Here is a 14,157-nt window from a genome sequence, read left to right as displayed (position 1 = left end):
GAGCGCCGACGCCGGCACGCGCGCCGGGTCCGGCTGACCCCGGCCCGGCAGGCACCGCACGGATCGCCGCCAGGGATCGGTTGACGTCCGGGGGCCAGTGACCGCTCGTACTGGTCCGCGACGCGGACACCGCTACGGCCGAGGTCGGCGGCACGTCACCGGCCGACGCGACGGCTCGGAGCCGGCGGGAGGCCGGCGGATGGTTGGTCGTGCGAGCCGGCGCGGCCGGAGGGTGGCCATCGTCGGCGTGGGGACGCGTCGGTGCGGCGGGTCGGTGCGGACGGCCGGCGTCGGGGTCAGCGCCGCGAGGGCGGCGTCGAGGCCGGCCCGGGCGCGAACGGCGTCGAGACGCACGACCTCGGCGGGCCGCGCGGCCGAGCCGCTGACGACAGCAGGGCGGACGGCGGCAGGGCGGACGGCGGATTCGCGGGCGGACGCGCGGACGGTGTCGTGGCGCGGGGCGTCGGCGGTCCGGCGCGTGAACACGGCCCGCAGCACGCGAGGCAGTCGCTCGGCGGCGACCTGGCGCAGCGCTGGGGTGGCGAACGCGTACCCGCCGACGCGGTGGGGGAGCAGCAGCCCGGCGGCGACCAACCCACGCAGCGCCGGCGCCGACCGGCCGGGCGTCCAGCCGAGTGCCCGGTCGACGGCTGCGCCGGAGATCACGCCGCCGAGGATGCCGGCCGCCATCAGTACCGCCCGCCGTTCACCGTCGAGGTGGTCCAGTTCCGCGCCGACGGCCCGGCGGACCGCCTCGGGCAGCGGGAGCGTCACCGGGTCGGCGCCGTCCGCGACCGACGTGACATATGCCGCCGCATGCCCGGGCCGGCCGCCCACCAGCGGCAGCAGCCGCTCGACCAGCGCCACCGGCTGCCCGGCCCGGGTGAGCAGGTGGCGCAGCAGTCGCCCGGATTGCACCGTGGCCAGCGGTCGGATCGTCACCCGCCGGGCTGCGCCGGGCCGGGTATCGGCCCACTGCGGTTGGTGCAGGGTGACCATGGCCAGCGGGAGCCCGCGCGCCGTCGCCGCGCTGAACAGCGCGTGCAGGAACTGGCTCACCGCCGGTGCCGCCCGGTCCACGTCGTCGACGGCGACGATCAGCGGCCGGTGGGCGGCCAGGCGCAACAGGACATCCCGGCAGATCGCCGCGCCCGCCAGCGCCGTGTCCGAGCCGTCCGGGGTGGTCAGCAACCGTTGTAGCGCCGGGACCGTCGCGGCGACCTGGGCCGGCGGGAACAACGGCGTCAGGGCGACGACCAGGCGGTCGTGGACCGCCGCCGGGCCGTCGCCGGGACGGATCCCGGCGAGACCGCGGAGCAGCTCCGCGACTGGCGCCAACACCTGGTCGGGGTACGGCTGGCAGGTCGCCACACACCAGCGGACCGACAACCCGTCCACCGTGGTCAGCCCACGGGTCAGCTCGTGCAGCAGCCGGCTGCGGCCGCTGCCGGTGGGACCGACCAGGGAGAGCCAGCGCGGGTTCTGCTCCCGGATGGCCCAGCTCAGCTGGTCGCGGATGGTGGCCAGCTCGCGGCGGCGACCGATCAGCGGCCCGTCGTGCCGGTCGGCACTGGGGCGTACCGGACCGACGGCGTGCCAGACCGGCACCGGCGGCACCCGGCCGGCGACCGGCACCGGCGTCAGCTGACGCTGGGTGATCAGGCCGGCGGTGGCCCGTGCGGTGGCGGCGCAGAGCGCGACGGCGCCGGGTGGCGCGTACTCCTGGAGGCGGGCCGCCGTGGTGATCACCGCGCCGCTGGCGACGCCGTGTCCGCCGCTGACGGCGCCGCCCAGGTCGACCACGACCTCGCCCGTGGCGACACCGACGCGGACCCGCAGTCTGATGTCACCCACCATCTGCCGGCGGTCCAGCGCGGCCTGGATCTCGAGTCCGGCGCGCACCGCCCGGTACGCGTCGAAGCCGTCGGAGTGCCGGGCGCCGAAGAGCGCCATCACGGCGTCGCCGACGTACTTCTCGACCACCCCCTGCCAGCGGTGCAGCACACCGGCGACGGTGTCGAAGTAGGCCCGCTGCAACGCTCGGACGTCCTCCGGGTCGAGCCGGTCCACCAGGGCCGTGGAGCCGACGATGTCCGCGAAGAGCACGGTGACGGTGCGTCTCTCCTCCGGTACCGGCCAGTGCGGGGTCGGGGTCCGCTGTGTGTCGACGACGACGATGGTGGTGGTGGTCATGGGTGTCGCACCGGCCTTTCTCCCCGCTGATGCCTGATGACCTCCGGAGATTGGCATTCCTGGGCTGACGGGGGATCTGCCGAACGACGTATGTCGGCCACCTGCAACCTTTAGTCGCAAAGTCGACGCGAGGAGTACCACAAGCGGTAGATGGCCGTAGAACGGTACGGGGACCTGTGATTAGGCTGCGTGCCATGGCCAGCGATGTGGACACCGCACCGCTCGTGGGCCGGACCGAGCTGGTGCAGACGGTTCGGTCCGCGTTGCTCGGTGGCGCCGCGCACGGGCAGACTGCCGCCGTCTTCCTGACCGGCGAGAGCGGTGTGGGCAAGACCCGACTGTTGGGCGAGATCGGTGCCCGGCTGCGTGAGCAGGGCGCGGTGGTGCTTACCGGCAGTTGCCTGGACATCGGCGACGCCTCCCCGCTGCACCCACTCCTGCAGGCGCTGCGCCGCTTCGACGCCGATGTGTCCACCTCGCACGTACGCGCCTCCTCGGCGGTGCGCGGGCTGCTGCAGATGTTCGCCGACGAGACCGCCGGCCCGGACGGCGCGGGCGCGTTGCTGGAGCGGGTCTCCCGTGGGCTGCACCTGATCGCCGAGGGCAGGCCGCTGGTGTTGATCCTCGACGACCTGCAGTGGGTCGACCGGAGCACGCGGCAACTGCTGCTCTACCTGTTGGCCGGGCTCGGTGACCTCCAGCTCTCGGTGCTGGCGGCGGTGCGCGCCGAGTCGTTGCAGGGGGTGCACCCGCTGCGCCGGGTGCTCACCGAGCTGCGCCGGCTGCGGACGGTGCAGGTGCTCGACCTGGCACCGCTGGGCCGGGCCGACACCGAGAAGCTCGCCGGCGCGGTGGTCGGCCGGACGCTGTCCGCCGACGCGGCCGAGCAGGTGTGGCAGCGCAGCGGTGGCAACCCGTTCGTCATCGAGGAGCTGGCCCGCGACCTGCGCGACGGCCGCGACGGTCTGTCCGAGACGCTGCGCGAGATCTTCCTCGACCGGGTCGACGCGCTGCCCCAGCACGCGCACGCGGTGGTGCACGCGGTGGCCGCCGGCGTCGAGCCGGTGCAGCACTGGCTGCTGGCCCAGGTGCTGCGGTTGCCCGAGGACGAGCTGATCGACGCGGCCCGCGCCGCGGTGGCGCACCGGCTGCTGGTCGGCGCCGACGACGGCTACCGGCTGCGGCACCGGCTGGTGGCCGAGGTGCTGGCGCACGAGCTGCTGCCGGCCGAGCGTTCCGGGCTGCACCGCCGCTATGCCGAGGCGCTGACCGCGGTGCCGGGTGAGCTGCACCAGGCCCGGCTGGCGCACCACTGGCGGCTGGCTGGCGAGCCGGCGCGCGCCTTGCCGGCGGCGGTGGCTGCCGCGCAGGAGGCCGAGCGGCTGCACGGTTACGCCGAGGCGCACCGGCACTGGTCGGCGGCGTTGCAGCTGGCCGTCGACCCGGGCCCGCTGGCGGTGGACCGGGTCGAGCTGCTCGGCAACGCCGCCGAGGCAGCCCACCACTGTGGGGAGCACGCCCGCGCGCTGGCCCTGCTGGAAGAGCTGGCCGCGCTGCGGGGCGGCGAGCCGAGTTGCGCGCTGCACATCCGCCGGGCCCGTTACCTGGCCGCCGCTGGTCGCTCGGCGCTGGCCGAGGAGGAATACCAGCGGGCGCTGGAGGCGGCGGACTGCTCGCCGCGTGACCGGGCCGCCGCCGCGCGTCTGGCCGAGCTGCTGCTGCACCTGGGCCGGTACGCCGACGCCGGCCAGCGGGCCCGGAGGCGCTGGCGCTGGCCGAGAACGTGGAGGGCTCCGCCACCGAGGTCGTGCTGGCCAGCTCGGCGCTCGGCTTCAGCGACGCCTGTCTGGAAGACCCGGATGCCGGTCTGGCGGTCATGCGCGACGCCCTCGACACCGCCGAGCGTGCCGGCCAGCCCGAGGACGTGGCCTGCGCGTACCTGCACCTGGCGGAGCTGCTGACCGGGCCGCTGAACATCCTCGAAGAGGGCGTGGTGGTGGCCCGGCGGGGTGCCGAGCGGGTGGCGGAGCTGGGGCTCGGCCGCACCTGGGGCACCCGGTTGCTGGCCATCGCCATCAACGGGTTGTTCCGGGTGGGCCAGTGGGCCGAGGCGGAGAAGGTGGTCGCCGCCGCCCTGCGGCACCGACCGTCCGGTGCGGACGCCGTCGAGTTGCTGCTCGCCCGATGCCGGCTCTCGGTGGGCTACGGCGACATCGAGGCCGCCAGTCGGGACCTCGACGCGGTGGCGACCCTGCTCGCCGGCGGCGGGGCGCGACACGTCATTCCGTTGCTCACCCTGCGCTCCGGGCTGGCCATGTGGGAGGGTCGGCACGACGTGGCGCGGCTGGCGGTGCAGCGCGGCCTCACCGAGAGCCGCTCCGACGACGTGATGATCCTGTCCGCTCTGGTCTGGCACGGCCTGCGCGCCGAGGCGGAGGCGCATGCCAGCCGCACCGTGGACGTGGACCCGACGGCGGTACGCCGGCTGCGGGACGTCGCCGAGCGGGTGGCCCGCAAGAGCGCCGGTGCGGCCCGGCCGGTGCGGTCGGTGGTGGAGGGCTTCCTGGCCCTCTGCGCCGCCGAGGTGAGCCGCCTCGACGGCAGCGACCCGGAGCTGTGGGCCGTGTCGGCCGCCGAGTGGGACCGACGTCAACACCCCTACCCGGCGGCGTACTCGCGGCTGCGGCAGGCCGAGGCGCTGCTGGCTCGCCGCAGCCGGGTGGCCACCGCCGGCAAGCTGCTGCGTGAGGCGTACCGGGTGGCGCAGGGGTTGGGCGCGGTGCCGCTGACCTCCGAGATCCGCGAGTTGGCCGGGCGGGCCCGGGTGTCGCTGGACGAGCACGAGACCGCCGGCGGTACGCGGGGCGCACCGTCCGAGCCGTCCGACGACGAGTTGGCGGCGCTCACCGCACGGGAGCGGGAAGTGCTCGTGCTTGTCGCGGAGGGGCTGACCAACAAGGAGATCGGGCAGCGGCTGTTCATCAGCGAGCGGACCATCGGGGTGCACGTGTCGCACATCTTCGACAAGCTCCAGGTCCGCACCCGTGTCCAGGCCAGCGCGATCCAGTTGCGCAGCCACCGGGGCTGACCGACCGCTCCGTCCGCCGGCGCCTGTGCGCGCCGGGATACGTCGTTCTACTGATCCGGCGAGTGGGTGCTGGCTGGAAGGCTGAGCCGCGTCGACGACGGCACGGGGGATGCCGCCGACCACCATGGAGGAGAGATGACCGAACCGGTCTGGGGGCCCGTGCAGCGGGACATCGTCGACCTGCTCGCCGACCATCCCGCGGACGTGCCGGCCGTGGTCGATCACCTCACCAAACTCCAGGACATGCTGGTGCGGTTGCCTCCGTTGGAGGCCAGTTGTCCGCTGGCCGATTTCAACCGGCTCTACCTGACCATCACCAGCAGCGTGCTGGACGGCCTGTACGACGATCGCTTCGTCGATCCGGCCTTCCTCTCCCGGCTCGACGTCGAGTTCGCCGCACGGTATTTCGACGCGATGCGTCTGTGGACCGACTCCAGCCCGGGCACCCCGAAGGCGTGGTCATGCCTCTTCGAGCGGATGCGCGGGCCGGACGCCCGCCCGCTGCCGTCGGCGGCGGCCGGGGTCAACGCGCACATCAACTTCGACCTGCCGTTCGCGCTGGTGACCACGTTCGACCACCTGGAGTCGGAGCCGGTCGACGGCACCGACCAGCACCACGACTACCTCGAGATCAACAAGATCTTCGCGGACAAGATCCCCGGCCTGCGCCGGGGCTATCTGGAGCGGTGGCAGCTGCTCATCGACATGCTCAACGGCGACATCGACGACTGGTACCAGGGGGAACTGGTCGAGTACACCCGCGATGTCGCATGGCGTAACGCGCAGAAGATCTGGCGGTGCCGGCATGACCCGGACGCCCGCGAGTGTGAGCGCACGCGGTTGGACGACAACGCCGCGGCGCTCGGCCGGCTGCTGCTCTCGCCCCTGGGGGCGTTCCTGCAGTAGCCGGGACGGGGGGTCCCCGCGCTCCGCCCCGTGGGGGGCGGCGGAGCGCGGGGGCGCGTCCCACCAGCCCGTGTGCCGCCCGAGGTTCGGTCGGCACCGGGCGGTACAGCCGGCCGGCCCGGGGGTGCCGACCGTCTGCCACCGTCGGCCGGCCCGGGGGTGTCGGCCGGCGGTGGGGGAGGGGCGTCGAGCTCCGGCCAACGGTCGGAGATCCGGGGGTGTCGGCGGGCTCGTACCGGGTACGCCCGCGCCATGACCGTCCTGGCCCGGCGCCGGCCCGCCGCCCGCCCCCGGCCCGCGCGGCCCGGCCCGCTGCGGCCGGGTGGCCCGGTACCGCGACCCACCGCCCGGCCCGGCGCGCGATGACCGGCGTCGCGACGCGGTTCCCGTTCCGCTTCGATCCAGTGTTCCGCCCGGCGTTGGCGCTGCTGGGGGTCCGCCCGGCGACCGCCTGGGTCGCCGTCACCGACCAGGATCTGCAGATCCGGTACGGGCCGTGGCGGCTGCGGACCGACCGGGCAAACGTGACCGCCGTCGAGCTGAGCGGCCCGTACCGCTGGTGGCGGGTGATCGGGCCGCACGCGTCGCTGGCCGACGGAGGTGTGAGCTTCGGCAGCAGCACGGCCGGCGGGATCTGCCTGCGCTTCCGCGTACCGGTGCCGGCCCTGCTGCCCGGTGGGCGGCCACGGCACCCGGCGGCCACGGTGACTGTCGCTGATCCGCCCGCGCTGGCCCGGCTGCTCGCCGTACCGGACCTGTCCTGACCAGGCCATTCACGTGCCCGGTTCCGCCGTTCGGGTGCCGGGCTACCGCCTACCGTCGGAGCAGGACCTGTGAGGGTGGGACTGGCGATGGGTGACGAGCACCGGGCGAAACCACGACGCTGGAGCGGACGCCGCCACGCGCCGACCGGGCCGGACCCGGCTCTGCGGGCGGCCCGCGACCCGGCGCGCCCGCACCGAGGTGGCCGGCCGGGTGTCGTGGTGCCCGAACGCGTGGCCACCCCGGCGCAGTCGGCGCCGCCGGCCAGCCCACTGCGCCGGTGGCTCTTCCAGCACCAGGTCCAGCCGCCCGGCCCGGAGGCCACCGAGGGGCAGAGCCGCAGGCACGCCTGGTGGCAGGTGATGTGTCTGACCGGCGTGGACTACTTCTCCACGCTGTCGTACCTGCCGGGCATCGCGGCGCTGGCGGCCGGTGCGCTCTCCCCGTTGGCGACCCTGTTGATCGTCGTGCTCACCCTGTTCGGCATGCTGCCGATGTACCGGCGGGTGGCCCACGAGAGCCCGCACGGGCAGGGCTCGGTGGCGATGCTGGAGCGGCTGCTGCCGTTCTGGCGCGGCAAGATCTTCGTCCTCGTGCTGCTCGGCTTCGTGGCCACCTCGTGGATCATCACGATCACCCTCTCCTCGGCCGACGCCACCGTGCACCTGCTGGAGAACCCGTACCTGCCGGAGGCCCTGCACGGCCGGCTGGTTCCGGTCGTGGTCACCGTGGTGCTGCTGCTCATCCTCGGCGGGGTGTTCCTGCTCGGGTTCCGGGAGGCCGTGGTGGTGGCCATCCCGCTGGTCGCGATCTTCCTGGCGCTCAACGCGGTGATCGTCGTGGTCGCGGTGGCCCGGATCGTGGACGACCCGGGCCTCGTGTCGGACTGGACCGCCGCGTTGACCACGACCGGCGGCGGGCCGGGCCGCGTGCTGCTCACCGCCGTGCTGGCGTTCCCGCTGCTGGTGCTGGGGCTGTCCGGTTTCGAGACCGGGGTCAGCATGATGCCCCTGGTCGCGGCCGACGGTCTGGACAAGCAGGCGCGGCTCGCCGCCCGGATTCGCAACACGCGTCGGCTGCTCACCACCGCCGCGCTGATCATGTCGGTGTACCTGGTCTCGACGACCTTCGTGACCACGGCGCTCATCCCGGAGGAGGAGTTCCAGCCGGGCGGTGCCGCGAACGGTCGGGCTCTGGCTTTCCTGGCGCACCGCGACCTGGGTGAGGTGTTCGGCAGCGTCTACGACGTGAGCAGCGTGCTCATCCTCTGGTTCGCCGGCGCCTCGGCGATGGCCGGGCTGATCAACATCGTGCCGCGCTACCTGCCCTCGTACGGCATGGCACCGGAGTGGGCGCGGGCGGTGCGCCCGGTGGTGATCGTCTACACCGTCGTCAGCGTCGCCATCACGATCGCCTTCCAGGCCGACGTCAACGCTCAGGCCGGGGCGTACGCCACCGGCATCCTGGCGATGATGGTCTCCGGCGCGGTGGCGGTGACGATCTCCGCGGCCCGCGGCCACCAGCGCGCCTCCGCGATCGGCTTCACCGTGCTGACCCTGGTGCTGCTGTACGCGCTGCTGGAGAACGTCATCGAGCAGCCGGACGGAATCACCATCTCCGCGCTGTTCATCCTCGGCATCATCGTGGTCTCGTTGGTCTCCCGGGTCACCCGGACCACGGAGCTGCGCGCCGAGCGGATCGAGTTCGACGAGGCGGCCCGTCGGTTCATCACGGAGTCGCTGGCCCACGACGGGCAACTGCACCTGATCGCCAACAAGAGGCAGAGCGGGTCGGTGAAGGAGTACACGGTCAAGGAGCGGGCGCAGCGGGGGATGAATCCGGTGCCCGGCGCCGCGGACGTGCTGTTCCTGGAGATCGACGTGGTCGACCCGTCGGAGTTCAGTCAGGTGCTGTGTGTGCACGGGATCGAGGTGGGTGGCTTCCGGGTGCTGCGGGCCAGCAGCCCAGCCGCGCCCAACGCGATCGCCGCGATCCTGCTGGCCCTGCGTGACGCCACCGGGGTTCGGCCGCACGCGCACTTCGAGTGGTCGGAGGGAAGCCCGATCGCGCACCTGGCGCGCTATCTCATCCTTGGTCGCGGAGACACCCCGCCGGTGGTACGGGAGATCATCCGCCGGACCGAGCGGGACCCCCTACGTCGGCCCGGTATCCACGTCGGCGGGTGATCTGGTCGCCGGTGTGACCGTTCAAAGATGAATAGGGGCACTATTCACGTTCACACCTTCCTGTCCGTATTGCGGATTTATGGTGACGTTTGGTGGCCGACGGTACGTCGAGCCCCCCGCGCCCGGATCGGCGCGCGGCCACGTCAGGCAGGCAGGAAGGCAGGCACCTTTGATGTCCACGTACCAAGGAGGAGACGACGCGACCCGACCCAGACGGCGGTCCCGGTGGCTCTTAGCCAGCGGGTTGCTGGCGGGGAGCCTGGTCGTGGGAGCGGCCGGAGCGGCCGGCGTAGCCGCCGCCGCCGACCGTGACCTCTCCCTCTCGGGTCTGGGCCGGCTGACCACGACGGCCGGAAGTGACGACGACCGCCGCGCCGGCGATCAGCGTGGGGAGAAGCGCGACCAGGACGGCGCCGAGGGGGCCCGTCCGGCCACCCCGGGCACCGGCAAGCGGGGTGTGGTGTCGGTGCCCTGCGACGCCGCGAAGCTGGTGGCGGCGCTGGTGTCGGCCAACGCCGAGGGCGGCGCGGAACTCCGGCTGGCACCCAAGTGCCGCTACGTCCTCACCGAGGCGTTCCACGAGACCGACCAGTACGACGGCGGAATCCGCGACGCGCGGGAAACGGCCGACGCCGCGGAGACCCCCGGTGACGCCGACGCACCCCCGCACAACCCGGCCGACGACACCGCCGGCCTGCCCGTGATCTACCAGCCCATCACGGTCGACGGCGCGGGCGCCACCATCGCCCGCGACGCCCAGGCCGCCCCGTTCCGCTTCTTCACCGTCCGCGACGGTGGCGAGTTGACCCTGCGTGACGTGGAACTGCACAACGGCCGCTCGGCCATCGAAGGCGGCAGCGTGCACGTGGTGCACGGGGCGACCGCTGTGGTGGAGCGGGTCACCGTCTCCCAGAGCACTTCCCTGTCCCCGGAGGGCGGCGGTGGTGGGATCTTCAACGACGGCAACATGGTGGTCACCGACTCCACGTTCGTCGGCAACAGCGCCTCCGGCGCCGCGGGCAAGGGCGGGGGCCTGCTCAACGGTGGTGTGCTGACGCTGAAGCGCTCCGAGTTCCACCACAACAGTGCCAACGGGTACGGCGGCGGGCTCGGCAACTACCGTGGTGCGGCCGACGTGGAGAGCGTGTCCTTTACCCAGAACAGCGCCGGCCAGGGTGGCGGGCTGGCCAGCTTCTCGGCCCGGACGAAGGTCTCCGACACCGAGTTGCTGAACAACACCGCGCAGGTCGGTGGCGGTGCCGCGAACTCCGACGCGGTGCTGGTGATGCGCAAGATGACCATCCGCGGCAACACGTCCACCGTCAACGGCGGCGGCATCTCGACCGTGAAGGGCCTGACGCCGCTCGACGACAGCGTGGTCGACGGCAACACCACCCATGGCCTCGGCGCCGGCATCTACGCCGAGAAGGCGAACCTGCTGGTGCGCGGCAGTGACGTGACCCGTAACGAGGCTGTCGGCGCCGCGTCGAAGGGCGGCGGCATCTACGCCGCCGCCGGCTCGGTGGCGATCTACACCAGCAAGGTCACCCACAACGCGTCGACGGTGAAGCCCGGCGGCATCTTCGCCCAGCACGCCCAGGTCAAGATCGACGATGAGAGCGTTGTCGTCGAGAACGAGCCGACCAACTGCGAGGGCAGCGCGGTCCCGATCGCGCACTGCTTCCGCTGAGCACACCCGCGCACCCATCCCGAGCGCGCAGCCGGCCGCCCCGACGATCAGTCGGGGCGGCTGCTGTTTTTCATCAACTGATCACGTCGACACGGGCATCAGCCCATGGCACGTAGGCGGCCGGAAAGATCGTGAGCGAAGAAGTCGAGGAAGCCGTCCGGGTCGGGGCCGGCGTTCTGCAGGACGATGTGGTCGAACCCGGCCTCGACGTACGACCGGACCTTGGTCACGTGTGGCTCCGGGTCGGGGCCGATGGCGAAGAGTTGGCGGACGTGCTTCTCCTCCACGTGTGCGCTGGCCGCGTCGAAGTTGACCGGGTTCGGCAGCTCGCTCATCACCTTCCAGCCGGTGACCATCCACCGGCTGGTCTGCAACACCGCCTGCACCGCCTGTTGCTCGTCCGTGGCCCAGGCCAACGGCACCTCGGCGTAGCGCGGGCCCGACCCGTGAGCGCGTCGGTAGTGCTCGACGATCGACGCCTCCGGCTCGGTGGCGAACAGCCCGTCGCCCAGTTCGGCGGCGAGCCGGGCCGACGCCTCGCCGCTGGCCGCCACCGCGATCACCGGCGGGGTGTCCGGCAGGTCGAAGATCCGGGCGTCCTCCAGGTGCAGGTGTCGGCCCTCGTAGGACTGGTAGCCGCCCTGCCAGAGCAGTCGGATGATCTCCAGCGCCTCGCGGAGGCGCTCGTGCCGGCCCCGCACACTGGGGAAGCCCTGCCCGACAACGTGTTCGTTGAGTCGCTCGCCAGCCCCCACCCCGAGGGTGAACCGCCCGTCGGAGATCAGCGCCATGGTCGCCGCGGCCTGCGCGATGATCGCCGGGTGGTAGCGGACGGTCGGGCAGGTGACGCCGGTGGCCAGGCGTAGGGTGCTGGTCCTGGCCGCGATGGCGCCGAGCACGCTCCAGGTGAAGGACGAGTGGCCCTGCGCGTCGAGCCAGGGGTGGAAGTGGTCGCTCATCTCGACGAAGTCGAAACCAGCCTGCTCGGCCAGGACGGCCTGCCGGATGATCTCCTGTGGGCCGTATCCCTCCGAGGCCAGCTTGTAGCCGATCTGCATGCCGTACTCCCGATTCCGTCCGCCGACTGACGCCGGGCGGTTCCCGGCCTCGGCGCCGACAAACGCTGCGGAGCCATGCAATCCAGCCTCCTAGGACGGCGTACGGGGTGTGCGGTGGCAGCGCCAACAGGGGAGACGGCCGCTGCACATGGTCGTCTACGCCAGCTGAGCTGCGCACACCGGCCCGTGTCCCTAAGTCAAGGGGCACGGGCCGGTCCATGTCTGTCCTACTTGGACGGCTCGGGCAGCTTGCAGTCGACCTTCGGGTTGGCGCCGATGTAGTTCAACGGCCCGGCCACGATGGTGACCAGGATGGTGCCGGCCTCGGCGCAGTTGGTGTCGTCGCCGCTGTAGTAACCTCGCTGGCCACCGGCGATCGCGCCGATCACCAACCAGATCACGACGATGACTCCGAGTATCGAGGTGCCGCGCATCGCTGCCTCCTGAGGTATGTGGTGGATCTGAGGTGCAGGCGTTGTACCCAATCGGGTCGCGCGGCTAACGGTTTCGCGCTATAACCACCGCCGGATCCTCCATCCGGCCGATGCCGTCCGCCGTCGGTACCGCCGGGGCATCGGCCGCCCGCACCGGGTAGCGCGGGTCGGCTATCGGATCGACGACCGACCTCGCCGTCGTACGGGTCGGCGGACGTAGAACTGCCTCACGGCCCCGCCGAGGAGGACTCATGGACGCCCCGACACCGCCCTTGTACATCGACCGCCCCGAGGACGTCGCGGTCGCGGCTCGCGCGCTGGCTGGCGGCGCGATCGTCGCGGCGGCGTTCGCCAACTTCTACGTCATCGTCACGCGTCCCGACGCGGCCACCGTACGCCGGGTCAACCTGGCCAAGGGGCGTCCCGTCCACCAGGTCGGCAGCATCACCACCGCGATCGGCCGGATCCCGGGGATGTTCGACTGGACGCGGATCTCGCCCCGGTTGCCGGTCGGTCGGGTGCGGGCGCTGATGGACGCCCTCTACGGGGCCGGGCCGTTCGGCTTCCGTGGGCCGGCGGCGGAGCGGATCCCCGAGCACCTCACCCAGGTCGACCAGGGGCTGCGGACCACCCAGGTGATCGCACCGGGCCTGACCTGCCCGTCCAACGCCTTCTTCGAGCGGGCGCTCGCCGAGACCGGGTCGGATCACCTCTACATCACCTCGGCGAACCGATCCCGGCATCTTACCGGCGCAGCCGAGGAACCAGCGCACTGGAAGGCCGGGGCGCTCGCCGTCGACTTCGCCCACCTCGACGACCTGGTGGTGCTCGTCCACCGGAACGAGGCGGCGGCCCGCGCCGCGTACCCGGGCTACCTCACCACCTCGGTCACCCTGCTCTCCTTCCACGCACCGGAGGGCGAGCTCGAGGAGCCGCCGGTGCTCACCGTCGACCGGCACGGCTCGCTGCACCTCGACGACGTCCGCCGCGCCGCCGCGCCGCTCGGGCTCCAGGTGCGCCTCGGCGGCGGCGCCGGGCAGCGGCTGCGGGTCCGGGGGTACGCGGGAGCACTGGTGTGAGCGGCTACCGCATCGGGCTGGTGGTGCCCAGTTCGAACACCACCATGGAGACCGAGATCCCGGCGATGCTGCGCCGCCGCGAGACCGTCGACCCGACGGTCCGCTTCACCACACACACCAGCCGGGTACGGCTGCGCCAGGTGACTCCCGACGAACTCGCCCGGATGAACCGTTCCGCCGTCCGGTGTGCCGCCGAGTTGGCCGACGCCCGCTGTGACGTGCTCGCGTACGCCTGCCTGGTGGCGGTGATGTGCGAGGGCGCCGGGGCGCACGAGCGGGCCGAGCGGCGGTTGGGCCGTGCGGCCGGTCGCGCCGGGCACGAGATGCCGGTGGTGACCAGCGCGGGCGCGCTGGTCACCGGGCTGCGGTCGCTGGGCGCCCGCCGGGTGGCCCTGATCGCGCCGTACCTGCCGCCGTTGACCGCGACCGTCGCCGCCTACCTCGCCTCGCACGGTGTGCAGGTGACCGAGGCGGTGAGCCTGAGCGAGCCGGACAACGTGGCGGTCGGGCGCATCCCCCCGTCCCGCCTGGTCGAGCTGGCCGATCGGCTGGACGTGACCGACGTGGACGCGGTGGTCCTCTCCGCCTGCGTGCAACTGCCGTCGTTGGCGGCGGTGCCGCAGGTGGAGGCCCGTCTCGGCCGCCCGGTACTCACCGCGGCCACCGCCACCGTGCACCAACTGCTCACCGGTCTGGGTGTCGAGCCGTACGTGCCGGACGCCGGACGGTTGCTGGCCGGGTCGACTGCCCGCTGAGCGGGC

Annotated in this window: 9 protein-coding genes and 1 pseudogene; 7 read left to right on the top strand and 3 right to left on the bottom strand. The window is 72.8% G+C overall.

Features of this window, described 5'->3' with window-relative positions:
* Positions 1–132: 132 nt before the first annotated feature.
* Positions 133–2,193, bottom strand: coding sequence for an adenylate/guanylate cyclase domain-containing protein (locus PCA76_RS17560; RefSeq protein ID WP_272611511.1), 2,061 nt, complete (start codon positions 2,191–2,193; stop codon positions 133–135).
* A gap of 194 nt (positions 2,194–2,387) precedes the next feature.
* On the opposite strand from PCA76_RS17560, the pseudogene PCA76_RS17555 reads away from it, so the two are divergent.
* The 5 genes and pseudogenes from PCA76_RS17555 to PCA76_RS17535 all read left to right on the top strand — a co-directional run bounded on the left by PCA76_RS17555 (position 2,388) and on the right by PCA76_RS17535 (position 10,825).
* Positions 2,388–5,281: pseudogene (locus tag PCA76_RS17555) on the top strand (helix-turn-helix transcriptional regulator).
* Positions 5,282–5,416: 135 nt separating this feature from the next.
* A complete protein-coding gene (locus PCA76_RS17550) occupies positions 5,417–6,187 on the top strand; it encodes a DUF5995 family protein (RefSeq protein WP_272611510.1) in 771 nt (256 codons plus the stop codon).
* 362 nt (positions 6,188–6,549) lie between these two features.
* A complete protein-coding gene (locus PCA76_RS17545) occupies positions 6,550–6,951 on the top strand; it encodes a hypothetical protein (RefSeq protein ID WP_272611509.1) in 402 nt (133 codons plus the stop codon).
* An 87-nt stretch (positions 6,952–7,038) separates the two neighbouring features.
* Positions 7,039–9,135 (top strand): amino acid transporter, encoded by a 2,097-nt coding sequence (locus tag PCA76_RS17540; protein ID WP_272611508.1) that lies wholly within the window; start codon positions 7,039–7,041, stop codon positions 9,133–9,135.
* 172 nt (positions 9,136–9,307) lie between these two features.
* Positions 9,308–10,825, top strand: coding sequence for a hypothetical protein (locus PCA76_RS17535; RefSeq protein WP_272611507.1), 1,518 nt, complete (start codon positions 9,308–9,310; stop codon positions 10,823–10,825).
* 98 nt (positions 10,826–10,923) lie between these two features.
* Here the strand turns inward: PCA76_RS17535 and PCA76_RS17530 are convergent, their stop codons facing one another.
* Entirely contained in the window at positions 10,924–11,883 is a 960-nt protein-coding gene (locus PCA76_RS17530) for a TIGR03557 family F420-dependent LLM class oxidoreductase (RefSeq protein ID WP_272611506.1), read from the bottom strand.
* 227 nt (positions 11,884–12,110) lie between these two features.
* A complete protein-coding gene (locus PCA76_RS17525) occupies positions 12,111–12,317 on the bottom strand; it encodes a hypothetical protein (RefSeq protein ID WP_007460667.1) in 207 nt (68 codons plus the stop codon).
* 251 nt (positions 12,318–12,568) lie between these two features.
* Between PCA76_RS17525 and PCA76_RS17520 the strand changes: the two genes are divergently transcribed.
* Both PCA76_RS17520 and PCA76_RS17515 read left to right on the top strand, forming a co-directional pair.
* Positions 12,569–13,396 (top strand): hypothetical protein, encoded by an 828-nt coding sequence (locus PCA76_RS17520; RefSeq protein WP_272611505.1) that lies wholly within the window; start codon positions 12,569–12,571, stop codon positions 13,394–13,396.
* The gene (locus tag PCA76_RS17515) at positions 13,393–14,151 is read left to right on the top strand and encodes a maleate cis-trans isomerase family protein (RefSeq protein ID WP_272611504.1); all 759 of its coding nucleotides are present in this window, start codon (positions 13,393–13,395) and stop codon (positions 14,149–14,151) included. Before PCA76_RS17520 ends, PCA76_RS17515 begins: the two co-directional genes overlap by 4 nt.
* Positions 14,152–14,157 lie beyond the last annotated feature (6 nt).

This window comes from Micromonospora sp. LH3U1 (assembly GCF_028475105.1).
In the GTDB taxonomy this organism is placed as follows: Bacteria; Actinomycetota; Actinomycetes; order Mycobacteriales; family Micromonosporaceae; genus Micromonospora.
Note: the sequence above shows the minus strand (reverse complement) of the source record. Positions and strands in the feature narration are given on the sequence as shown.